Origin of the sequence: Acinetobacter tandoii DSM 14970 = CIP 107469 (assembly GCF_000400735.1) — a bacterium.
GTDB classification, from domain to species: Bacteria; Pseudomonadota; Gammaproteobacteria; order Pseudomonadales; family Moraxellaceae; genus Acinetobacter; species Acinetobacter tandoii.
In genome coordinates this window covers 1-23,739 of the sequence record NZ_KE007376.1, presented here as the reverse complement: position 1 = coordinate 23,739, position 23,739 = coordinate 1, and the positions used below count along the sequence as shown (strand labels likewise).

Annotated in this window: 16 protein-coding genes, 6 pseudogenes and 1 other annotated feature; of the genes and pseudogenes, 13 read left to right on the top strand and 9 right to left on the bottom strand. The window is 35.3% G+C overall.

The window, feature by feature from the left end; translation table 11 throughout:
* Position 1 precedes the first annotated feature (1 nt).
* A pseudogene (locus I593_RS20185) lies at positions 2 to 571 on the top strand (choline transporter); the annotation flags it as partial.
* Between the two features lie 32 nt (positions 572 to 603).
* Here I593_RS20185 and I593_RS18700 read toward each other — a convergent pair.
* Positions 604 to 2,013: a TIGR00341 family protein gene (locus tag I593_RS18700; protein WP_016165420.1), complete on the bottom strand. Its 1,410-nt coding sequence runs from the start codon at positions 2,011 to 2,013 to the stop codon at positions 604 to 606.
* A gap of 260 nt (positions 2,014 to 2,273) precedes the next feature.
* On the opposite strand from I593_RS18700, the pseudogene mtlD reads away from it, so the two are divergent.
* The 5 genes and pseudogenes from mtlD to I593_RS18675 all read left to right on the top strand — a co-directional run.
* A pseudogene (gene mtlD, locus I593_RS18695) lies at positions 2,274 to 3,854 on the top strand (bifunctional mannitol-1-phosphate dehydrogenase/phosphatase); the annotation flags it as partial.
* Positions 3,854 to 4,429 (top strand): annotated as a pseudogene (locus tag I593_RS18690) (MBL fold metallo-hydrolase); the annotation flags it as partial. The pseudogenes mtlD and I593_RS18690, both read left to right, overlap by 1 nt.
* A gap of 84 nt (positions 4,430 to 4,513) precedes the next feature.
* Positions 4,514 to 5,056: a cysteine hydrolase family protein gene (locus I593_RS18685; protein WP_016165417.1), complete on the top strand. Its 543-nt coding sequence runs from the start codon at positions 4,514 to 4,516 to the stop codon at positions 5,054 to 5,056.
* Positions 5,057 to 5,708: 652 nt separating this feature from the next.
* Positions 5,709 to 10,757, top strand: coding sequence for an AAA domain-containing protein (locus I593_RS18680; protein WP_000052514.1), 5,049 nt, complete (start codon positions 5,709 to 5,711; stop codon positions 10,755 to 10,757).
* Positions 10,750 to 12,138, top strand: coding sequence for a hypothetical protein (locus I593_RS18675; RefSeq protein WP_016165416.1), 1,389 nt, complete (start codon positions 10,750 to 10,752; stop codon positions 12,136 to 12,138). Before I593_RS18680 ends, I593_RS18675 begins: the two co-directional genes overlap by 8 nt.
* 376 nt (positions 12,139 to 12,514) lie before the next feature.
* Here I593_RS18675 and I593_RS18670 read toward each other — a convergent pair whose 3' ends face one another.
* The 3 genes and pseudogenes from I593_RS18670 to I593_RS18665 all read right to left on the bottom strand — a co-directional run bounded on the left by I593_RS18670 (position 12,515) and on the right by I593_RS18665 (position 14,144).
* On the bottom strand, positions 12,515 to 13,078 hold the full coding sequence (locus tag I593_RS18670; RefSeq protein WP_004676004.1) for a recombinase family protein: 564 nt from the start codon (positions 13,076 to 13,078) through the stop codon (positions 12,515 to 12,517).
* Positions 13,079 to 13,451: 373 nt separating this feature from the next.
* Positions 13,452 to 13,544 (bottom strand): annotated as a pseudogene (locus I593_RS20510) (IS6 family transposase); the annotation flags it as partial.
* 183 nt (positions 13,545 to 13,727) lie between these two features.
* Complete coding sequence (locus tag I593_RS18665) at positions 13,728 to 14,144, bottom strand: hypothetical protein (protein WP_016165159.1); 417 nt, start codon at positions 14,142 to 14,144, stop codon at positions 13,728 to 13,730.
* Between the two features lie 715 nt (positions 14,145 to 14,859).
* On the opposite strand from I593_RS18665, the gene I593_RS18660 reads away from it, so the two are divergent.
* Positions 14,860 to 15,054, top strand: a complete 195-nt coding sequence (locus I593_RS18660) for a hypothetical protein (RefSeq protein ID WP_016165158.1) — start codon at positions 14,860 to 14,862, stop codon at positions 15,052 to 15,054.
* Positions 15,055 to 15,260: 206 nt separating this feature from the next.
* On the opposite strand, the gene I593_RS18655 is transcribed toward I593_RS18660, so the two are convergent.
* The gene (locus I593_RS18655) at positions 15,261 to 15,518 is read right to left on the bottom strand and encodes a hypothetical protein (protein WP_016165156.1); all 258 of its coding nucleotides are present in this window, start codon (positions 15,516 to 15,518) and stop codon (positions 15,261 to 15,263) included.
* Between the two features lie 83 nt (positions 15,519 to 15,601).
* On the opposite strand from I593_RS18655, the pseudogene I593_RS18650 reads away from it, so the two are divergent.
* Positions 15,602 to 15,826, top strand: a pseudogene (locus I593_RS18650) (ISNCY family transposase); the annotation flags it as partial.
* A gap of 126 nt (positions 15,827 to 15,952) precedes the next feature.
* On the opposite strand, the gene I593_RS18645 reads toward I593_RS18650, so the two are convergent.
* From I593_RS18645 to I593_RS18635, 3 genes are all read right to left on the bottom strand, one after another.
* Positions 15,953 to 16,384 (bottom strand): hypothetical protein, encoded by a 432-nt coding sequence (locus tag I593_RS18645; protein WP_004763240.1) that lies wholly within the window; start codon positions 16,382 to 16,384, stop codon positions 15,953 to 15,955.
* A gap of 160 nt (positions 16,385 to 16,544) precedes the next feature.
* Complete coding sequence (gene vapC / locus I593_RS18640) at positions 16,545 to 16,940, bottom strand: type II toxin-antitoxin system tRNA(fMet)-specific endonuclease VapC (protein WP_000639719.1); 396 nt, start codon at positions 16,938 to 16,940, stop codon at positions 16,545 to 16,547.
* Positions 16,937 to 17,167, bottom strand: coding sequence for an antitoxin (locus I593_RS18635; RefSeq protein ID WP_000401521.1), 231 nt, complete (start codon positions 17,165 to 17,167; stop codon positions 16,937 to 16,939). Before I593_RS18635 ends, vapC begins: the two co-directional genes overlap by 4 nt.
* A gap of 694 nt (positions 17,168 to 17,861) precedes the next feature.
* On the opposite strand from I593_RS18635, the pseudogene I593_RS18630 reads away from it, so the two are divergent.
* Positions 17,862 to 18,340, top strand: a pseudogene (locus I593_RS18630) (transposase); the annotation flags it as partial.
* Positions 18,137 to 18,253: a sequence feature (AL1L pseudoknot), on the top strand. Its footprint overlaps the pseudogene before it by 117 nt.
* A 387-nt stretch (positions 18,341 to 18,727) precedes the next feature.
* Positions 18,728 to 19,225, top strand: coding sequence for a hypothetical protein (locus I593_RS18620; RefSeq protein ID WP_004726987.1), 498 nt, complete (start codon positions 18,728 to 18,730; stop codon positions 19,223 to 19,225).
* 238 nt (positions 19,226 to 19,463) lie between these two features.
* Here the strand turns inward: I593_RS18620 and I593_RS18615 are convergent, their stop codons facing one another.
* Positions 19,464 to 20,636, bottom strand: a complete 1,173-nt coding sequence (locus I593_RS18615; RefSeq protein WP_000064928.1) for a replication initiation protein — start codon at positions 20,634 to 20,636, stop codon at positions 19,464 to 19,466.
* 891 nt (positions 20,637 to 21,527) lie between these two features.
* Here I593_RS18615 and I593_RS18610 point away from each other — a divergent pair.
* The 3 genes from I593_RS18610 to I593_RS18600 all read left to right on the top strand — a co-directional run.
* Positions 21,528 to 22,304 (top strand): ParA family protein, encoded by a 777-nt coding sequence (locus tag I593_RS18610; protein WP_000104830.1) that lies wholly within the window; start codon positions 21,528 to 21,530, stop codon positions 22,302 to 22,304.
* An 18-nt stretch (positions 22,305 to 22,322) separates the two neighbouring features.
* Entirely contained in the window at positions 22,323 to 23,222 is a 900-nt protein-coding gene (locus I593_RS18605; protein WP_016165153.1) for a ParB/RepB/Spo0J family partition protein, read from the top strand.
* Positions 23,223 to 23,370: 148 nt separating this feature from the next.
* Positions 23,371 to 23,739: alkaline phosphatase (locus I593_RS18600; RefSeq protein WP_016165414.1), on the top strand; the 369-nt coding region annotated here is incomplete at its 3' end.

Here is a 23,739-nt window from a genome sequence, read left to right as displayed (position 1 = left end):
AAGTGCCTTGCAATCTGCAGTGATCATGAGTGCCTTGCCTTTTACTTTCATTATGCTGTTATTGTGCTGGGGGTTAATCAAGGCACTACGTTTAGATGTCTTAAAAGTACAGGCCCTACAAAGTGCTAGGATCACACCACGAGCTATACAAAACCCAAGAAGCTGGCAACAGCGTCTAGGTTTAATTATGCATTACCCACATTCTAAAGCCGAAGTAACGGCCTATATTCATCAGAATGTTCATCAGGCTTTTCAGAACATAAAACATGAATTTCAGCGCCGGAATCTGGATGTTTCAATCCGTGAGGTTGATGGGGGGCTATTACTGAAAGTAGATCATCAAAATGAAATCAACTTCATCTATCAAGTCGTGGCTACTGAAACACGAGCTCCGAGTTTTATGCTCGATGACGAAAGTAGCCTCTCTCAGAAATATTACAAAGCGGAAGTTTTTCTAAAAGAAGGGGGGAAAAACTACAATGTCATGGAATGGACACAAGAAGATTTACTCCAGGACATTATTGATCAATACGAACGCCACTTGTATTTTTTAAATGTAGTCCGTAATTAAACAATCTACATAGCAGTTCAAATTAACAAGTATTAGTTTGAACTGCTATCTTTTTGATTAACAATATCTTGATTTACCAAAAAATTTAATAGTACAGCATCCGTCTTCATTCTAACCTTGAACCAATTTTCTATTCGCACTTTATCTTCACTAGATAGTGGTTCAGATGTTCTCACGCTGAGTTGAAGTATTTGCTTTTGATTGGCAACAGTTGGTAAATCAATGCCCTGTCCAAGAAAGACTGAGGTTACGCTTGGATACTGTGCACGCAGTTCGGCAAAAATATCATCTGCATTGGTAAATAAGGCATTTTTTTCCTTCAGTTCTTGCTGTAACTGTTTTACCTGTTCATCCTTTTGACGTAGGGCCTCTTGTCCATTCAAATACAAATCACTCAGTAATCCAGACTTCAAGGCAGTCACATCCACCTTATTATCGCTGGTTTGATGAACAATAATTTTAGTTCCTTCAAGCTGTGCAACAGCAAGTCTTCCCTCAATATTCTGCAATGTGGCCTGACTTAATGGCAAACCGACCAGAGCCAACTCAATCGTACGTGTTTTGCTATCAATTTTTGAACTGGCGACTTGTGTATCTTTGAAGGTAAATTCTTGTGTAATGAATTTGTTGGCATTGGATTTAAAGACTTCTTCATTCACTAATTTGGTTGCCAGATAGGCGCTCGGAATTGCGGTTACAATCGCAATCATCAGCAATGACAGCTTCACACGTCTTTCGACTTTTTCGTCAGCAAAACTATGTGGCTTTAACCTTAAAATCCAGATACCGATAATAGTTGCCAAGCTGATGAACACACAATTGATAGTATATAAATATAGTGCGCCACCGACAAAGCTCCACTGTTCGGTCGCAATACCAAATCCGGCGGTACAAACAGGTGGCATCAATGCGGTAGCGATCGCCACCCCTGGAATAACATTCGACTTTTCTTCTCGGGTGACCCCAATGATCCCTGCCAATCCACCGAATAATGCGATAAGCACATCCCAAACTGTTGGGCTAGTCCGTGATAAAAGTTCGGATTGTGCATTATCGAGTGGTGATATCGAGAAATATAGGGTTGATACGACCAGACTGATCAGTGTTGCAATACCCAGATTGAAAAGTGCACGTTTCACCAGTTTAAAATCATAAACTGCTACACCCAGCCCTACCCCCATAATCGGTCCCATGAGTGGGGAAATCAGCATGGCTCCAATCACCACAGCGGTTGAATTAATATTTAATCCGACGGATGCAATAAAAATGGCGAAGATGAGAATCCAGGGAATCGCCCCTGATAGCTCGATCCCGTCACGAATTCGACGTTCTATTTCATCATCTTCAGCCTTATCTGCCAGTAGACTAAAGCGATGACGGACTCGTCTTAATCTACTGATTGAGTTAGGGGGTGAATTATGTTCATTCGAGTGGTTTGTCAATTTAACATCCTACGTCTTATCCATATCAGTGAAAATCTTGAATCTCTACTGATTCATGAGTCTTTGGATTACGCTCTACCCTGGGACATATATACACTTCAGAAAAGTAACTTTACTTAAAATTACATAATTTTGCAAATCCAGCTATCAAGCGACTAAAAAATAAACAAAACTGTTTCATTTCTTATAATCGTTCCATCATGTTATCAGTTTTCCTTATGCTGTATTTGATTGTAGTGTTACAGTAAGAGGGATTATAAGTGCTTAAATTTAATAATGATATTATTCATGGGGCAATTTTCGACATGGATGGAACCATGTTTGATACTGAACGTTTACGTTTTCAAACCTTGAAGCAAGCATCTCAGGAATTGATCGGTGTTTCATTTAGTGATGCTTATTTAATGGCTTGTCTGGGACTCAGTGCAAGTAGTGCACATCAACTAGCCAAACAGCAGTATGGGGACGATATCCCTTATGCAGAGATCCGACAACGAGCTGATGAGCTTGAACTCGAAAGTGTCAGAAGTTTAGGTGTACCCATTAAAAAAGGGTTGGTACAGGTACTAGAACGTTTACGTAAATCTGGTTTACGCATGGCAGTTGCGACATCAAGTCGTCGCTTAATTGCTGAAGAATATCTGATCAATGCCAACGTTTATAAATTCTTTGATGTACTGGTGTGTGGTGATGAAGTACAGAAAGGTAAACCACATCCGGAAATTTTTCTTTCCGCTGCTGAAAAACTCAATTTACCTACATCAGAATGCTTAATGTTCGAGGATTCGGAAAATGGTATTACTTCAGCCTATAATGCTGGTGGGGTTACCATCTTGCTACAAGACATCAAGGAACCTAATTCCAACATGCTGGCCAAAACAGATTACTTTTTTGAAAGTATGTATGACTGCCTGCATCAATTGGATCAACATACACTAAACTTGGAAATGCCAACACTTCAAGAGTCTTTTCCACAAAGTCTGAATCAATTGACCGTTGGCATTCATGGATTTGGTGCGATTGGCGGTGGCTTCATGGCACAGATCCTGTCCCACTGGGATGGCTATACACGTCCAAAGCGAATCTATGCCTCAACCCATAATTCCTTGTATCGTTCAGCAGTGAATGCCTTTGGCAGTTACTGTATTCGTTATGGCCAGCTTTCCTATGATGAACGTATTGAAAATATGCATATCATTGATGCGGGTAATATTGAACAGATGCAGGAGATGTATATTGCCTCAAGCATGATAGCTGTTTGCTTGCCGGAACAGGCGATTGCAACTGAGGCCAGAACAATTGCCCAAGGCTTATATGCCCGTCATATTGCCAATAATGAACAGTTCACGAATCCTTTAACCGTCCTCATTATCTTAAATAAAATCGGTGCTAAACACTTATTGCTTGAACATGTGCATAGCGCTCTGGTTGAAATTACAGCTCCAGACATTGCTGAGCAGATTTTAGAGCAGCATTATTTCTGTGATACGGTCGTTAACCGAATGGTTTCCAAATTGACCGACCAAAACCTTTACCGTCAGTTGCGTATTAAGTACAACATTTTTAAGCAATACCAACTCGATCACGACCTTGATCATGCTGATATTGAAGATGCTACCCGTTTGAATCCTGAACAGGAAAGGTTAGCTTCAATGTATGTCGAAGAGATGTGCAGTAACTTTAAACCCAGCCATATTTTGCAGACCATGGACTTGATTCTATTCCATGCAGAAGTGGACATGCCGATTTACGTAGAAAATAACAGTCCCTTGCTAGGCAAAATGCGTCAGATGGTGTTGGTGGATGATATTCAGGAAATTCAGTTGATAAAAAACAGGTTACCCATTTAGATCATTGGGATGATGCAGCACAAGCGACTATTCCGAAAAACATGCCGTTGTTTGTACAGAATAAAGAAGACCAGAAAATCATTCAGTCACAAGGCTTCAAAGATGTTCGTGTATTAACTCAAGCGACCTTTGAAGGGATTAAGCTCACTAAAACTGGTGGTCAACACGGTACTGATGCCATGTACCGTATTCCTAAGCTTAAAGCTGGATTAGGTGAAGCAATGGGTGTGGTATTTGAAGCTGCTGGCCATGAAACTGTTTATGTGGCAGGAGATACCATCTGGCGTTCTGAAGTTGATCAAGCGATTCAAACATTTAAACCTGATGTGATTGTCTTGAATACAGGTAACGCCTTGGTTGATGGCTTTAAAGAATCCATTATTATGGGCAAAGAAGATACTTATCATGCAACTCAGAAAGCACCAAATGCTAAAGTGGTTGCTGTTCACATGGATGCAATTAACCACATGTCGGTAACACGTGCTGAGCTTGCAGAATATGTAAAAGACAAAGGAATTCAAGATAAGGTTTTAATTCCTATCGATGGTGAAACACTTTCTTTCTAAAGTAACTTAAAGAAATGGAATACTTCCACTTCTTTAAAAACCTAAGTAGAACAAAACAAATATTAGTTAAGTAAAGGAACAGATATGTCAAAATCAGCTTTATTAGTTATCGACTTACAAAATGAATATCTACCTACAGGTAAATTACCATTGGTAAATATTGAACAAGCTGCTGCTAATGCAGTGAAAGTAATTGCGAAAGCCCGTCAACAGGGTACTCAAGTGATTCATGTCCAACATATTGCTGATGCTGAATCTCCTATATTTGAACCTAGCTCAAATGGTATTGAATTTCAGGACACAGTTAAGCCGCAAGAAGATGAATCTGTGATCATTAAAAATCACATCAATGCGTTCTTAAACACGAATCTCAAAGAAATTTTAGATAGCAATCAAGTGACTGAGTTAGTCGTGATTGGTGCTATGACGCATATGTGTGTTGATGCTGCTGTTCGTGCTGCTTCTGATTTTGGTTATAAGGTAAAAGTGGTACATGATGCTTGTGCAACACTAGACCTGGAATTTAATGGCGTTAAAGTACCTGCTGGTCATGTCCATGCAACATTAATGGCCGCTTTTGAATTTGCATATGCTCAAGTAATATCAACTGAAGATTATGTTAGCTAAAGACTAAGATTTCCTAAAATTAACATAATACACGTTATGCGAAATTATTTTAATTTTTCATTAAAATTCAATTACATAATTATATAACAAAAGCCCAGTCACACCAGATTGGGCTTTTTATGTGAATAATTGTGTTTCACCTATTTCAAGATTTATGAACCTAAATTCTTACGATACTGAATGAAGCCTGTATTTTCCGCCAACTGATCGTATAAGATTCTTACCGGATAGTTGGTTTCATGGGTTAGCCAACGAAGAAAACCCATCTCTAATAGCTGCTTAACCTCTACTTTTAACTTCGATTATTTATGGGAGGATTACCGTTTCGAGCGCTAAAATTAGTGAGTTAATTGTCCGTTTTTACGGGGGCTAATATATTTAGCGTATATAAATCCAGTATATAAATTAAATATTTGCACAAAATCCTTTACTTATTTTGTTTATGAGATTAGATTTTATACAAGAAATTATTATTGGTTCAGTCGGGACCGAGGAAAGATAACTATAAAAAACCACCTAATTTGAGCAGATGCAACTCATACAGTGCGTTTAGCCCATAACCATAACCCAAACTTTATATACAGAAATTAAGTAAATTTAATTAAGTTTCTAAATTCAATGGATTCTTATATCTATTTTTTATGGATTTTTTATGTCTTTAATTATTAAAACTCAAGCAAATGGTCTTCATCAACACGAAACAAAAGCAATTGCTGATATTCGAGATGCATTTAGTATTGAAGATGAAATGCGAAGAGTTAGTCCTTGGTATGGTTATGCTGGCTATACCTTAGTTGATCCGATCTCAAAAAAAGAAGGGGAATTTGATTTAATCTTAGTGACCAACAGTGTCCTAATAGTTATTGAATTAAAAGACTGGAACGGTAAGTCTATTAAGTCTGCCAATGGTAATTGGTACATGGATGACCGTGATATGGGAGTATCACCCGTATCTACGACACGCTTAAAGCAATACATTCTTGTTAATAAGCTAAAGACTCTCAAAGATAAATTTACAGCTAACCCAGGTTTTGTACCACGGGTATATTTCTTTGTTGTAATGTGTGGCAAGGTGAATTTTTCAAGTTTGCCTGATGATGAACAAAAGCATGTAATTAGCCTTGATAAATTCTTAAAATTTGCTAATAAAAATTCATTTAACAAAGAATTTACACCTCATCCAAATGCACAGCACCTTTATAAAGATTTCGATTTAATTGACAAAATTTTTGTGCAGAAAAGTACGCTACCTAAAAAAATCATTGTTCAAAAATATAAACAAGATGATGAGCTTCTAAGTCACCCTAAAAAGTTATATACGGAGTATGAAGCTACTTCAACTATTTCACGCTCTGACAAGGCAATAATAAGACAGTGGATGTTTTCAAATTTTCAGGAATTGAGTATTCAATCACCTAAAATGAGAGCAGCATTGCTGAACCATGAGCGAGTTATTAGTGCTGAATTTAAGCAAAGCAGCCATTTGTACAATACGGCACTTGTTCCGTTAATCATGCCGGATGAGGATCAAATTACTCAACAGTACAATGAATTGGTTGAATATCGTCAAAGTCATCTTAGGTTTAACGATTTTATTACTACAATCTCTCCTAATTTGAGTGACGATGATAAGTTAAATTTAATTCAGATTTTACTAAGCAAATTTTCTGCAATGCACAACCTTGGTATCTCTCATGGAGATATTAATTCGCATTGTATTTGGATATCGCCTCAGAAAGATGTGGCTATTTCACACTTTTTGACATCAGATGCTAAGAATATAACGAATAATATCCGTGATTTACAGCCAACCCTCTCATTTGTTGCTGATGGTACACAATCAGAAATTGCTAATGTGCAAGCGTTTAAAAAAGACGTATATATGTTAGCTGTCATTGTATGGCATTTGTGGTTGAATATTCGCTTAACGCCAAAAGCTTTAAATAATATATGTGTTAATAGCGATCATTGGTTAGCGGATTTAGTGAAAAGAGCTATAAATCTTGAAATTGAAGATGCAGGCCAGTTGCTCAGAGAATTCAATGCAAAACGCCCCGTTCAAGTCGTAGAATTTATAGCGGATACTTCATTTTTAAATGAATATATTACGGCAGAAAGGCTGAGTAGATTATATCCTGAAGATGATGAAATTTATGAAGATGATGATAATGACGTTATCTTATATCGTTCAGGTGACTTATGTGTCAAAGAATGGTCTGATGTCCATGTAAATGAATTGTCATCTAGCGATATTTTGAAATATCAGCACTTTTTTGAGCGTATTAAGGAAGCTAATTCTCAAAACTTATCATATTTACCAAGCATTGAAAGATTTGGTATTTCAACAAAATCAAGATCGTTATTTCTGGTTAGCAAGTTCGTTGAAGGTATAACTGTAGACCAAATTGAGACTACGAAAGAGTCAAGATTACTGCTGGCAGCTAATTTAATTGAGGCCATAATCCATCTACACAAATTAGGTTTGCCAATCGGAAGAATTTGCCATGGAAGTGTGTTATTCAATTTGGATGATAACAGTTTTATTTTTAATGACATTATTGATATTAATGAATATTTAGATCACGAAAGTGCGTATTATCCATCACATATTGATAATCCAACAAGTGAACAGTGTCAAAATTATGCAATTATGAGGCTGGTATGTGAAATTCTTGGATTCGATATAGGAAATGATAGTTCAGAATTTAAATGGGTTAGCGATGCTGTAAATATAGAACTTGAGGAGTCTGAATATCCTTTAGGGGATTTAAATCGCTTATTAGAAAGTATTGAGACTGAACAAGTTCATGGTGATACTCCAACAATCCGTATTCCTGTACCTGATAAATTTTCAGAGCTTCAAATTTTTGCAGATAACAAACGTATCTATGTGGGACTAGAAAAGGGACGTAATGCCAGTGATATTGTTGTCAAGATGCAAGGTGTTGGGGGGGCAATACAGTTTATTCTAGATCCAATTAGTAAGACTATACGCTTCGTGACGGGAGTGCGTGAGTCAGATGTTGTTCCACACTATGTCATAGATCAGGCTGTGCTTGAAATAAATGTGGCTCTTGATATTAAGCATTCTGTTGGTAGACCCGAATATACTGAATTCTCACAATTTCTCTTTAAACTTGATGAGTTTTCAACAGCCGTTAATGATGTTCTTCAAGAGCAATCTAACGATCAAGATGAAAGTATTGATGTATGTAACAATTTAATATCATCTGATGCCTTGATAGTAGATGAGCAGCTACTTTCAAATGAAAAACAACCTCTGGTTGAAAGTTCTTCAAAATTTACTGATATTGACAGTCTAAGCGATGAAGCTCAAAAACTAGCTGCTTTAAATATTGATACTAAGAAGCTATGGAAAGCAATTTTAGAGACTGAGACAGAGGCATTACCATATATCATCTTGTCACAACCATTACATTTGGTTGATAGCAAAATCTATATTGCAAGATATGAAGATGACAACGATGTATTAGATAAATTTCCTAAAGATTCACTTATCAGCCTAATACACAAGACAGTTGATTTTAATGGTGAAGATAGGGAGTTCCGAGTAGGTGATATTGATATTCAGAATTCACTCGCAGGTGAGTTAAGAGTTAAAGGTGTTAAACATGCTGATAAAATTAAGGTTGGTGAAGTTTTATATTTAAGAACGAAGGCTGATAAATCTTCATTCTTGAAACGAAAAAATGCCTTAGAGCAGATTCTAAGAAGACAATCTGATATTCCGAACCTGGTTGAATATTTCGAGCCTAATTCAGAAATTAATCCTATCCACTATGACATTACTGTCACTGATCGGGACTTTGAAAGATATGACCAATATGATCAACAAGGCGAAGTCATTGTTAGTCTAAACAATCTCCAACGAGAAGCTTTCCGAAAATTAATAAACTATGGACCGGTTTCAATTTTACAAGGTCCCCCAGGAACAGGTAAAACTGAATTTATTGCAGCTTTTGTGCATTTTCTATTTGAAAAACAGAATGTTAATAATGTCTTGATGGTCAGTCAATCACATGAGGCCGTTAATACTGCTGCGGAACGCATAAGAAATCACTCGCATCGACTAAATACACCGTTGGAGATCGTCCGTTTCAGTAACAGAGAGAATGCAGTATCAAATAACCTTAAAGACGTATTTTCTGATTCGATTATATCAACACATCGCAATCTATTTTTAACTGAAATGGAAGACCGAGTTCTGTCTTTGAGTCAGTCAATAGGTGTTGATAGAGATTATTTGGCATGTGCTTTGTTCCTAAAAGTACATCTGTTTGGTCACTTATCTAGAATGTGGGTATCAACTGAATCAGAAGATAATAAATTAATCTCAAAGGCTGAGTGGAATAACCTATCAACGAAGCTTATTGAAAGACTTAAGGATTATTCAAAAGAATTGCATACTGCATTATTGGGATGGAATAGTCGTCAGGTCTTAGATCGAGAAAATCAAATATGGGAGATGCTTGACGAGGTTTTTGAGGTTCAAGGTAAAGCTGTGAATAATGCTAAAGCCCTTGTACAAATTGCTTTCGACTATGATCAACTTATAGATAGTCCAAATGCTAATTATGAAACTTACCTTTCTAAAACTAGACAATTTATCTGCGGTACATGTGTGGGTATTGGACATCACTCAATTGATATTGCGAACCAATCATTCGATTGGGTAATTATTGATGAGTCAGCGAGGTCAATTTCTTCAGAGTTAGCTATTGCGATGCAATCTGCTAAACGCATTCTATTAGTGGGAGATCATAAACAATTACCTCCATTATATTCACCGGAACATGCTAAGGCTCTTGGTCGAAAGTTAGGGTTTACAAAAAACCGTATAGAAGTGAACTTAAAAAGTGATTTTGAACGATTATTCAAATCGCCATATGGCAAGGCTGTTCAGGGTAAGTTATTAGTTCAATATCGTATGGCTCCAGCAATTGGAGAAATGGTTTCTGCATGTTTCTATGATAAGGAATTAGTAACAGGCGTTATTGAGCCTCTAGGTAAGCCTTATCAAGAGAAAATGGTTCGAGTCGTACCAAATATATACCAACATTGTTCGGTTCAAGAATTACGTTCTACAGTCACATGGGTCGATACGTCTGACAAATTTAGTGATGGTGTTGGAACGACTTTCTTTAACAAGCATGAAGCTCGTAAGATTATTGGCTTATTAGAAAAAATTTATGCAGATGAGGAGTTATTAAAAGAGTTAAGAGAACGATCTAAGCCTAATGAACCTCCGATTGGCATTATATGTATGTATGGTGAACAAAAGCGTTATTTACGCAAGCAGTTCAATTCTAAGTCCTGGAATGAAGATTTTAGATCATTAGTAAAAATTGATACTGTTGATAGTTACCAAGGTAAAGAGAATAGAATCATTATTTTGTCTGTAACTCGGAATAGTCCAGATAACAAAATTGGATTCATGAACGTGCCAAATCGAATTAATGTTGCATTATCTAGGGCAATGGATCGTTTAGTTATTTTTGGTGCTTCACGTTTATGGAATATGCCAAAACATCAAGAATCACCGCTTGGCGAAGTATTTAACTATATCAAAGAGCATTCAAGCGATAGGACAAGCTACCAATATATTGCTGATAGAAATGCTGAATCCAAACTAAACGCAAATATCAAAACAAATACAGGTCGAGGTATTAGTCATGAGTAATTACAGCATTCCATATCATGATGTTGATATTTTGATTCCGGCACAGAAGTTTGAAATAAAATTCAGCTATACATCAAGCCAAATGCCAAACTTTATTGATTCAATGGTTATGCGTTTACTGCGTATTAGTCCAATGTCAGTCAAAAACATAGCAAACTTTTTGGGCATGAATCAAAGGGAGTCTCGGATTGTTTTAGATCAACTCATTACAAATAACGAGATTGAACTTAAACAAGATGGTTTATTTCATTTGACGAACAAATCAATGAAATATTTTACTACTGTGGATTCGATCCCTAAAATTGCATCGATTTTGGAGCATACACATGGTCTAGTTTATGAGCTTACTAATTTTAATTACATTGCTCAGAAGCCTGACACTAATATGTACGGCTTAAAACTGATCGCTACAAACGAACATGCAGCAAATAGTGAAAGCATTGTTCGAGATAGATTCCAAAAGCAATTCTACCAACTAATTGAAGACGAAATTATCACCCTAAAAAAAATGGATGGTAGACCTGTCATCTACAAAATGGGTACGGTGAAAAAGGTAACAGAATGCACAGTGCGCAAGTCGCTGGATCTTAATATCGATGCTCAAGCCGATCCACAACCTATAAAAGTTTTGGACTCTATTATGAGCGATGAGCTTAAAGATAAGACTTATCAGGCTTTAGGGCAGAGTAAGAAAGGGAATAATATTCGAGATATTGTGAAGAACCTTGAGGGCTTTGAGCAGTTAAATTTGCACCAATATTTTAAAGATGGTCGTTTTTTAGCACCAGTCGCATTATTTGATAGCTTAAACCCTGTAGAGAGCAAAGCGAGTGATGAAAACCACCTGTTTATTGGACCTTGTTATAATCAAGGTAATTCAAAACTAATATTGAACAAAATTAAAGATGTTCTCACGAAGAATCAAGCTGTAAAGAATATTTATTGGTTAGCTCCAGATGATGCCTTTTGGGGTAAATCTCTTAGATTCAATACGTTCGTCGGTGCTTTGGGGCAACTCAAAAATAAACAAAATAATGAAATACAGCTTAAGTGTTTCTTACCGATGTCAGATGAGCGAGATCGTGTTTCCGTACATAATTACCGAAAGATCATTTCAAAAGACCATCAAAAATATTTTTACGGTATTAAAGAAGGTTTGCTCGATGGTAATTTTGAAATCATCGTAGTTGAAAACGAATTTGCTATAGTAATTTTACATGTATTAGATTCAGAAGCAGATTTCTTGACCTCATTCCCAATAGGCTCAATGAGCTATAATAAGACATTGGTCAGCAACTTAGTCAATTTATTTGATGCTTGGCAGCGTCCTAAAGAAGAAAATGGCATTAGTTATGGTCCAATTTTCAAGAAAAATGTCTAATAAATAAAGAAAAATTACATCGCTCTTTTACTTATTAGGGCATGTACTTTTCGAAAAGGGCTAGTATTACTAGCTCTTGTTTTATTGTATTTATAGGGAAATTTTGGAGAAAAAAACGTAAAAATCAAATCTAAAGAGACTGTAAATTAAATTGTGTAATTGCCTGAATTTGCTATGTTCATATTCACAACGGAGTCAGGCAACATTTAGCCCCCGTAAAAAACGGACAGTTAACTCGCTAATTTTAGCTATATTAGTTCGGACTTGATCGTACATTCTTCTTGAAAAATAGAAAGTTACCCGTTTTGATAAAGGTGTCGAAATCTTAATCAAACAAAGGGAACTGGGCTGCCATCACTCTCTAGACAATTTTTATTTAATCTCTTTGCAAATACCTATACACAGCCTGTCGGCTGATGCCAAATGCATTTGCTAATGCAACTTTCGATTTGTATTTTCCTTCTTCCCAAGCTTGTCGTAAGGCTTTGGCCTGATCGGGATTCAATTTATGGACTCGTCCTTTATATTTCCCTTGAGCTGCTGCGAGCTTAATCCCTTCTTTCTGACGTTCTAAGATAATTTCCCGTTCGAATTGAGCAAAAGCGCCCATGAGCTGCAACATCAGGTTATCCATCGGAGTGGCCTGAGCTGTGAAGGTAATATTCTCTTTGACAAACTGAATAGCAATTCCCCTCTTTACGAGTTGATCAACTTCAGTGACTAAATCCTTCAGACTCCGAGCGAAACGATCCATAGAGTGAACAACAATCATATCCCCTTCACGCACATAGCTGAGCATTTCCTGAAATTTCGGGCGGGCAGTATTTTTTCCAGAAGCCTTATCGATAAAAACCCGGTCGACCTCAATTCCCTCAAGTTGACGTCCAATATTCTGGTCAACAGAACTGACTCTGACATATCCCACCTTATGACCTTTCATCTTACACCCTACCAGACGCTTATTTCTGCTTATTGTAAATAATGAATATTATATTTAAAAGTTACATGTAACGTATGGATAAATTTTATTTAAATGAGACATAAATTCTGGGGTGTTGTCAGTGTTACTTTAGGGTACGCTCTATAGTTACAAAAGAATCATTATTCATTTAAGGGCTAAAAATATAGGCTATTTTTTTAGAAAATATTTTTTAATCTTATGCAATATAATTTTCATTGAAAAAACTTATCCTAAAACTATTTTTGATTAGTATTAAGGATAGAGAGTATTTAACCTAGGGCGTGTCATCAATTAATTTGAGGAAAACCGTCTTGTCCCCATTATACTTTTATGACTAAACGCCATGCATTAAGAGATGATCATAGCTAATGCCATATTTACAATACCAGCGCACAGCCCAAAGAATGATTTCGCCCTGAAAATGCCGACCATGGAAAGGATTCACATGCTGCACCTTTAGCTAAAACAGTCTTCAGCTTACCATTCGTGGTTATTTGCAACAGTGCCAATAAGAGTTCAAATATTCTATTTAATTGTCATTAAACCGGATTCTGGCAGGGTGATATATGGAAAATTTGGACGAATTAAAAAGCCTGCATTTGCGGGCTTTTTAATGTCTGGTTTGGAGTTAGTTATTTTTCTTTTCTAATTTTTGGGCAACGGCTAATTCACATTCTACTGGATGGAAGCTGACCAGATCTGCCGATGTACTTAACTTGCCATTTTCACGGTCGAAAATAAAAGAGACAGAACATTTTTGATTTTCCTGATCGGTGATTTGAACACCGTAATACCAGGTTTCCGCATCGCTAATCACTACGACGTTTTTAGTCTCACCTAAATTTTCTTTTAATACCGCCTGAGTTGGGGTGCTAATTGCACTAGCAATAAAATCTAATGAAACAGGTTTGTGCTCAGTGATTTTAGAGGTGATTTCTGGACTAAACAGTTGGTAATCATTACTGATTAACTGTTCATGATTATGTGCGTTTGCCAGTGATGCTGCGGATAGTGCTAATGTCAGCGTGATTAACTTGATTTTCATATTGTATCCCCATGATTCGAATATTTTAAAGTTTGAGTTTCTTTCAAATTTCTAAAATCATATACGATCTTAAAAATAATAAAGGGTTTGGAGATAAAATCTCATTTTTTTGTTTCACTCTGATGGGCATGCTGTTCCACAGTGGGAAAATATGCAGTCAGATCTTTAAGGATTTTGAGACCAATATATCGGAGACAGTTTATTTAACTGATGTTACGCATCCATTCTATATGTTGTAAATTTTAAAAAAATCGACCGCAACATGTAGTGGCGAAGATGCTCAAAAATACACTTATTGCGTAACATCAGTTATTTAAGTTAGGCTGCCAGTTTAGATTTGCTAAAATTTACATAACGCACGTTAGACAAATTGAGAAAAAAGCCAGTTCAATATGTACTGGCTTTTTAGTGTCACGTATATAAATCTAAGAATTGTTTTAATCGTTGCTAAGATGATGTTTCACGGCTTCTAAACCATTGATTTAAAGTTCAGGATTTTGACTGGCATGACCTTACTTTGGCGTGTGCTCTAAAATTACATTAGGCCATTCATTAAAGTTGTAAACCATAAATAGAAATGTCCGGTTTTCTATCCGATCAGGAATAACAATATTATTAATAAAAAACAATAAATTAAATAGTTGCTTAGTTTTCATAATGTATATATAGTGTATATACATTTTATTGTTTTAATGCCTTTGGGAATAAATATCTTATGACTGATCAACCCAAAAAAATAAAGGCCAACAAAAAAGATGGGCAACTCTTAATTCGCATTAACAGCACTGAACGTGATGAGTTCATTCAATTGTGTGAAGCTATGGACACCAGTGCCGCTAGAGAATTAAGAAAATTTATCCGTAGTTTTATGAAAAAAAATCAGTCAGCGGATATTCATACCAAGGAGTGACATCATGTCGAAGCAAGTTAAAATCTTGAAACAGAAGATCAAAGCACGTCTTGAAAAGATTTCAAAACACAAAAACAAGTTAAATAAGTTCAAAAAGCAGCTTAAAAAACAGAAGTAATATAGTGAGGATTAGTCTCACTAGAAAGTAAAAAAAAGCTGAATTTCCTATTAGGAAATTCAGCTTTTTTCATTATTTACTGTCGGGACTATACCAGCTCAGAAATAATATCTGCCAATACTTCGTCTGCTTGCGAAGTACTTTTCACAGAAGAAATTTCCTTTTTAATTTTAGTGAGAGATTTCCCAGTTTCTTTAAAAGAAAAAACGGTTTTATTTCCTGTGAGGATTAGAGGGGTAAGATTAGAGACTTCGCCTATTTTTAAAAATAGCTCTGCCACTCTGACTTGATGAGCATAAATAGATCGTAACTTTTGGGTAATTTCTAAAGCAGTCCGTTTATTCATAAATATATCCATTAATTTTATTAGATTTTTTGAACATTTTAATTCTTATAAACCCAATCTTAGCAGAACCAGTATCGATGAGTAAATGCCTATACAGCATCCTCAATAAATTAGCTGGGCTACAGCAGAATAAAGTCGTTGATAATAAAAGATTAGGTTCAGTTCTGGCGCATATCCAGCAACAGCATGAAGAGTTGGAGAAACAGAATAAACGTTCCCGTCTCAAGAAAAGTATGCCGAGCCGTAAAGCTCAGAAAGCCGATATTGAACAAAGAAAGTTAAATCCTGTGCTTGACTCTTGTAGTTAAAAACAGGACATTTTAAATGGTTTATCGCATAGACATTTTAATTGGTGAATAACATAACATAAAAAATCCTAGACTCAAATCTAGGGTTTAAATTTAAAAAAATACATAAAAATTAATAACATGGTATTAATATTGTCCCATTGTAATTTGTTTCAATTCTAATGAATTATGAAACTCAAAATGTAAATAATTATCAAATATTTTGTATTTAAGCCAACTGTTACTTTCTCTTTCGGGGGTTCCAAATAAATTAGCTACAGATTGCATCGTACTTTTGTGATTAATACCTGTGATCAGATTTTCTAAAAATGGGTATGGGTAATATTCTTCATTCTCTTTGACGTAGATGAAAATGGTATCTAGTATCTGATGTTCATTAAACCTGAACGTAATACCTCTCTTAAAAAATTGCCAATAGGATAGCTTTTCTCCACCAAAATTAGTCTCTAATGAGTCAAACTCACTTGCAACAAGAATAACTGCTTTCAAAATATCTGAACTTGACTCTTTAGTTCCAAGACAAGATAAAAAAACCTCTACATCACCTGAAAAATTCACTTATGACATACCTAAATCAAAATTTTCTTTATCCTTTGGTTTTTATCATATTAAAAATGAAATCTCTGATTCAAAGTTAAAATTTTCAAAAGCTGTATCCATTTAACATAAATCTCTTATACGAATTCTAGCCCTGCATAGGGCGGGCTAGATATAGCGATTAGACCCAATTCTCTAGCTTCAGACCATCAATTCGTTCAAATTCTTTTGTATTGTTCGTAACTAATACAACATCCAATGCCAAAGCATGAGCAGCGATCAGCATATCTAAGCTGCCAATCGGTTTACCTGTAGATTGAAGATTCTGGCGTAATTTGGCGTAATGCCAAATCGCCTGTTCATCGTAAGGAAGAATCTCTAAAGGTGACAAAAACTTGTTTAACGCCTGTTTATTGCGTTCAGATCCAGACTTCTCTACACCAAAAGCCAGCTCAGATGCCGTGATACTCGAAATCGCAAGCTGGCCGAGTTGATATTGCTTAAAGCGCTCAAAAACTTGTTGAGGCTTATTATTGATGACATAGATACAAATATTTGTGTCTAAGAGGTAAATCATCTGAACTCCTCACGGAGCTGTTCGCCTTGATCAGCTCGCTCCAATTGGAATCCAACCTCAAACTCATTTATTGCTTCTAACATGACATCCCAAGGATTGTCGATGGGCATGAGTAATACACCACGACCGAAGCTTTTGATGGCCACTTCCGTGCCATTAAAGCGAAAGGCTTTAGGCAAGCGAACAGCCTGACTGCGACCAGTTTGAAATACTTTCGCAATTTCCATAATTACCTCCCGAAACCAAGATATATATCATTGATACATATCTTAACATTAAATCTTGTAAAGTCAAAGTGAAATTAAAATCATAAGGCAATAAAAAAGCCCGACATCCTGTCGGGCTTTTTCATATCGGGGTGCTCGTCTTACTGATCTCGTGCTGCCCATTCCTTGCGCTATTTTCTTATTCTTGTTTTCTGGAAACATCCAGTTCTCTTATGTATTCATCATAGGGCTAATGCTTTGGATTACCAATCCTCAAAAATCTTAAATTCATGTAAGTTTTAGCTTACAAAGTTGGCCTATTTTATCCCAAGAGTTGTCCGCAGAAATTGGGGATTATTTATGAACTGTGACCCTTGAGAAATCAGGAAAAAATGCAAAAACGAATGTTTTTTGATCAATTTTATTGGCTAAAAGTTACAGTTTTGCTTAAAAAGAAACCGACTTGTTTCCAAGTCGGTTGAACGAGAACGTTCCAGAGGGTATGAATAACGATAAGATACTGATCTTAAAGTAATATTAAAAACACTGTTATTCACCAATTAAAATGTCTATGCGATAAACCATTTAAAATGTCCTGTTTTTAACTACAAGAGTCAAGCACAGGATTTAAATTTCTTTGTTCAATAACAGCTTTCTGAGCTTTATGAACCGTACCGGGTTTGTCGGAGAGTCAATATTCTGAGAGACTATCCCGATGACAAAATTAAAATATACCCCTGAAATCAGAGAAAGAGCGGTTCAATTATTGATTGAATCTGAAAAAGATTATCCTTCTACTTGGGCTGCAATCACAGCAATTGCGCCTAAGATTGGTTGTACTCCTGAAACACTTCGTGCCTGGCATCAAAAGCATTTAGATCAGCAAAATCCTATTAAAGTACAACAGATATCTGATCAAGAAAAAATGAAGCAAATGGAACGTGAAATTAAAGAATTAAAGCGTGCCAATGAAATTCTACGTAAAGCAGCCGCTTTTTTCGCCCAGGCGGAGCTCGACCGCCCACACAAATAATGGTGGATTTCATCCATAACAATAAAGACTTATATGGTGTTGATGCGATTTGTAGGATTTTACCGATCGCAGCTTCAACCTATTACCGGACTCTAGATCTCTGCGAAAATCCAGAACATCGAGCAAAGCGAGATTTACATGACTTGCATCATGCTGAGGAGTGACTATTAAGCCATGCCATAACAGCTATACAAAATAGAAAAAAGATACAAGGTAATATCCAAACTTTAGGATAACGTTCCAGTACCATTAACAATGTATAGAACTCTCCTCGTATTCAATTCCACATCATAAATCTTCCTTATCTCATGACACCCTGTTGCAAACTGTATTTCCATAACATTCTAAAGGCAGTATCTTTTGAATATTGCTTATACATAACCATTTTAGGACCTCAAATTCATCAACGGCTTTATTCGATTTCGCCCCCGTGTTAAGAGTTCTTTTGATGTAAGCATCCAGCTTGTTTTTAAGATTCAAGATAAAACCTCGAATAAAGTCTGGTAAATCTAATATCAAAAGTGCTCTGAGTTTGATCAGAACTTCAAATGATTTTTTTTGCATGTCTTATATTATTAGAATTAACTACTCTACCTCACTATATCGTAGAGTTCATTTCATCCAATCGACGTATTAAAGATTTTGATAAGAGTTGCTTAGAACATATAGCAAGCTATGGCTCACTCGACAGCCTATGTACATTGTATTTATTGCATCACTGGGGAGTAACAATTAATAGTACTGCTCTTTCTAATGATTGCTGTTCACTTCTCATAAATTCATTAGAGTTATTACTAAAAAGAAATCCTCACTTCCATCGTTCACATGTCTTTTTATTTGATGAATTATGTGATCAGATCTTCCTTATGGAATTAAAAGGATATAGTCGTCCACTCAAAATTAAATTAAATTGGCGAGAATACAGAAAGGAAAACTGGTCTAGTGAAGTTAAAGAGATATCTACAAAAGCTGAAGCAGATTTCCGTGTTCACCCCAAACTTCAAGACTTCATTCCAAGCACAGATCAAAACCTAGTAGAACTATAGAAAGAAACTGTTTGTTTAAGTTGATTTTATCTGCTTACCAGAATCTAAAAACAAAAAAACCACTTACGATTTGTACGCGTAAGTGGTTGTTTTATATGGTGGGCCCAGACAGAATTGAACTGTCGACCAACGGATTATGAGTTCATAGGTCTATTAAATAGCTATCAAAATATGACGTAAACTGATATCAAGCTTATTTCACACCTTATAGTGAAAAGTGTAGCAAGTTGCTACACAGTCATATAACGTCTTTTCCAAATATTTCATTCAATCGTTTTCTATTTTCTTTTACAAAATTTGGATTATTTTTTAATTTATATTTCATTTCTTTCTTAAATTCACTCATTGAACTGCCAGCTACAGCAAAATCCATTTGGAACATAATATCATTCACTATCACATTTGCTTGAGATTCAGTTAAGCACCCTTCTGTCTTAAACCACTTACTAAATTGTTTATAATTTGGATCGTTTGCATAGATGTACCAAGACCTTACAGTCATATCGAACTTCGCACCTAATTCTTTAACAAGCGCATTATCATCAAAATTGACATCTAAATAGATTTGAGTCTTATCATTAGTATTAGATACAACAACTTCAGTGGCATGCCTATTAAGAATTTTAAATCGAACTCCGACAATAGGTCGACCTTTCTTGATGGTATCGTATTCTAATTGAAGACTAGTCCTTTCATTAATTTCTTCAATAATTTTGTCTAAAACGTATCGTCTAAAATCAACCCAACGATCGTATTTTTTCTCCCCAATATCAATTAATGCTTTGATATTCTCAAGTGAAAGTTCAACCTCATAAGAATCTTGATTAGCATACTTAAATTCATTTTTGATAAAGTATGAATACAAACTCATACTAGTTACAGAGTCCAAAGCAAATAAATCTTTCAATTGATAGGTCGTAAAATTTCCATTTGCTAAACGAGTAAAATATGGAAGTACTTCACTGGTGAAACGTATCTGCAAAGCATTTTTAGCGTCATCTTCCCAACGGAGTTCACGAATAATTGGTACTACTGAGTGTACTTTTTTAACTTTACGCTTATTATCATCCACGGGCTCTTCAATTACAAAATGAGCTACTCGTGATGATAATTCTTTATAAATACGATCAATAGCAACATTAATGGAATTCTTTTTATCTAATCCTAATAGTTCGCCTAAATCATCTTTATGCAAATAAATATAAGTTTGCTCTGTAATTTCACGATCTTGATTATTCTTCTCACCATAATTCGCAACAGCCATTGCATAAAGTAGAGCTTTATACTCATTAGATGATAATTCAATTGGTCTAATCAGACGGTTACTAGTGCTGACTACTCCATTATGTCGAATATTACCAATACAATAAGGTAGATGTTCTAATTCTTCTGGTTCGTTGTGATTGCTCATAAGTGGAAAGATTAAAATATTTTCTACATGTTATACACAAAAGTGGAAGAAGATGCAAACCGCTCACTATTTTCTCTTGCTTACATTAAATTAACTCAGTTTATGCCCATCAAACATCTTAAGAGTGGAAGAAGTGTCACTATTAAAGTGCAATTTTGATACTATTCAGCCTTATGGTGGAATATCTATAAAACTAAACACTTTTAAGTGACAATTCTTCCACCTTTGAGAATTCATCCGTGTCGCTAAAGTAATCAATTTGAAAGTAGGAATAGCCTACAACACCACTAAAGTGGAATTACTTAACACATATTCCACTATTAAAGTGACAAACCTTCCACCATTCCGGTATTCTTGACTATCAAACATCATGTTATCAATTAAATTTTATACAAATAGTTTATCCACAGAATAAAAAACATCTAATGACAAGTCTTCCACCTTTATTTTAAGAAAAACAAACTTATCAACATCATAAGCAATTGAATTATATTGTTTTAAATTAAAAAATCCACGTTAAAATAAATCACAAGGACAAGTCTTCCACCATAGTGACAAACCTTCCACTTATCGGTGACAGACCTTCCACTTATTAGTGACAAACCTTCCACTTATCGGTGACAGATCTTCCACTTATCAATGACAGGCCTTCCACTTTAAAAACTCTATATATTTGTTTTTAAACAAATAAAATCAGTCTAATTATAATTAACTAATTAATATTAATTAATACTAATTAAAATTAGCTAGCTATATTTTTAAAAAAAGTTAAGAAATGTTTTTCCCACATCTTTTGAATTCAAAAGATAAAAATATGACAAAGGAACTGTAGCAAGTTGCTACAAATATCTTTATATTAAATGAAATCAAAGTAAATTCCTTAAGACAAATATGTCAACTAAAATCATTGCTGTAGCTAATCATAAAGGTGGTTGCGGGAAAACAACTACTGTAGTACATCTTGCTTCAGAACTTGCTGAATTAGGAAATAAGGTCTTAGTAATTGATCTGGATCCACAAGCAAATGCAAGTTTACATATAGGATTAAGACATCCTAGCGAAGTTGAAACTACATCAGCTGAATTACTTATTGGTGATATAAGTCTATTATCGGAAGCATTAGAAGAAGAAACAAAATTTAAAAATGTTTCCTTAATATATGGCTCATTAACTCTTGGTAAAACTGAAGATCAATTGAAAGATGATGCACCAAGACCATCCGAGGAACTTTCAAATAAATTGGAAATTCTAGAAGGATTATATGACTACATTCTTATTGATTGCCCTCCTAGCTTAAAATTACTAACCAGCAATGCTTTAGCCGCTTCGACACATGTTATTGTTCCAATTGAATCTGGTTCACAATACGGTCTCTATGGTGTTACTGATTTAATTAATCATTTAAGTAAAATTAGAAGAGTTAACCCTGAATTAGAACTCTTAGGTGCTTTATTAATTAAACATGATGAGCGTCAGAATGTATGTAAATTAATAAAAGATGAAGCATTTAATCAAGTTGGAGAATTATTGCATACCACAATTCCAATGAGCACTAAGGTTAATCAAGCTGCAATTTTGCAACAACCTTTATTATCTGTTGATAAAAACTCAAAAGTTCGAAAAGCTTTTGAAACTTTAGCACAAGAAATTGTTCAGCGTGTCGGATAATATAATTCTGGAAATACTATGGTAAGTAATAAAGAGCTATTGGCTAAACGTCTTCAGCAAAATACTCAAAAGCATCAACATGCCCAAAAGGAGCATATTAACGATGTCAAAGAGCTAAGACGTAATGTACAAATTACAGATATTCAGGCTAGCCCTAACCAGCCTCGAAAACTCTTTAATCAACAAGATATTGAAGATTTAGCAGCATCAATTGAGGAAATTGGGCTATTACAACCAATTGCAGTTCGTAGAATAAATGATAAATATGAGTTGATTGCTGGTGAAAGACGATTGAAAGCCCACCAATTTCTCAATAAGAACACCATTGAAGTAATCATTATTGATGCATCGGATGAAGAAGTTGCTTTATTAACATTAGCTGAAAATTTAAAGCGAGAAGATCTGACAGATTATGAAATATATGTTGGATTAACTTCTTTGGATGAAAAATTAAAAAAAAATAAGCAGAAGTTAGCAAAGTCATTAGGTATGAATCGTGAAGATATGTATAAATATTTATCTTTTGAAAAATTACCTGGAGAGTTGATTGAAGATTTGGAAAAACAGCCGTCATTATTAGCACGGACCGCTGCTACAGCAGTGAAAAAGTTTCTATCAGATCATGAAGAAAACCATGAAAATGCTAAAGAAGCATTATTCGAAGCATGGTCAAAATTGCTTAAAAAAGAAGTTGAACAGACAAAACTGGCATCACTAGCTGAAAAAATCTTTAAGTCAAGAGAAACGAAAGAAGTAATTCAAACTTCAATTGTACATAAAATTGAATATGATGGGAAAGTTGCTGGTAATATCAAATTTGACCATAATACATTAAAGATATCTTTAAAAATCGGACAATTTGATGATCAAAATTTACAAGAATTAGAAGCTTTCCTAAAAAGAATGTTAGAAAAATAAAGTAAAAAAATAGTGTAGCAACTTGCTACACTATTTTTTGCAATTAGGAAAATTTATATAAGTAGTCATAATAATATTTTCATAAATTTGTCATTTAAATTGAATATTTAAAGCGTATTTTTCGACCATCCTAAGATGAGTCGATGCAATGCTTTGGCATAAGAAAAAATTTAATAAAAAATTAATAAGTTTGGCATGCTGTAGTTTGGGCACAGTTATTTTGATGGGCTGTCAAAGTCCTGCTTTAGTTCAATCAACTTCTACTTCAGTACAACCATCAAAACAGCCTCAACGTGTGGTTTTTTTCTTGGGAGATGGAATGGGTATCACGACACTAACAGCTGCACGAATCTATGCTGTTGGTGAAGACGGGCAACTGCCGATAGATCAACTTCCAGAGTCAGCATTTGTTCGTACTTTCTCAGAAGATGCACAGGTTACAGATAGCGCACCATCGATGGGTGCTTATATGACAGGTGTAAAAATGAAAAATGAAGTGATATCCATGCAGACTGGA

Excerpts from the sequence above, each read along its gene's own strand:
- I593_RS18635 (WP_000401521.1), bottom strand. The coding sequence starts at position 17,167 with ATGGAAATTGCGAAAGTATTTCAAACTGGTCGCAGTCAGGCTGTTCGC.
- I593_RS18685 (WP_016165417.1), top strand. The coding sequence starts at position 4,514 with ATGTCAAAATCAGCTTTATTAGTTATCGACTTACAAAATGAATATCTA.
- I593_RS18675 (WP_016165416.1), top strand. The coding sequence starts at position 10,750 with ATGAGTAATTACAGCATTCCATATCATGATGTTGATATTTTGATTCCG.
- I593_RS18615 (WP_000064928.1), bottom strand. The coding sequence starts at position 20,636 with ATGAGCAATCACAACGAACCAGAAGAATTAGAACATCTACCTTATTGT.
- I593_RS18605 (WP_016165153.1), top strand. The coding sequence starts at position 22,323 with ATGGTAAGTAATAAAGAGCTATTGGCTAAACGTCTTCAGCAAAATACT.
- I593_RS18680 (WP_000052514.1), top strand. The coding sequence starts at position 5,709 with ATGTCTTTAATTATTAAAACTCAAGCAAATGGTCTTCATCAACACGAA.
- I593_RS18610 (WP_000104830.1), top strand. The coding sequence starts at position 21,528 with ATGTCAACTAAAATCATTGCTGTAGCTAATCATAAAGGTGGTTGCGGG.
- I593_RS18665 (WP_016165159.1), bottom strand. The coding sequence starts at position 14,144 with ATGAAAATCAAGTTAATCACGCTGACATTAGCACTATCCGCAGCATCA.
- I593_RS18670 (WP_004676004.1), bottom strand. The coding sequence starts at position 13,078 with ATGAAAGGTCATAAGGTGGGATATGTCAGAGTCAGTTCTGTTGACCAG.
- I593_RS18620 (WP_004726987.1), top strand. The coding sequence starts at position 18,728 with ATGATTTTTTTTGCATGTCTTATATTATTAGAATTAACTACTCTACCT.
- vapC (WP_000639719.1), bottom strand. The coding sequence starts at position 16,940 with ATGATTTACCTCTTAGACACAAATATTTGTATCTATGTCATCAATAAT.
- I593_RS18660 (WP_016165158.1), top strand. The coding sequence starts at position 14,860 with ATGACTGATCAACCCAAAAAAATAAAGGCCAACAAAAAAGATGGGCAA.
- I593_RS18655 (WP_016165156.1), bottom strand. The coding sequence starts at position 15,518 with ATGAATAAACGGACTGCTTTAGAAATTACCCAAAAGTTACGATCTATT.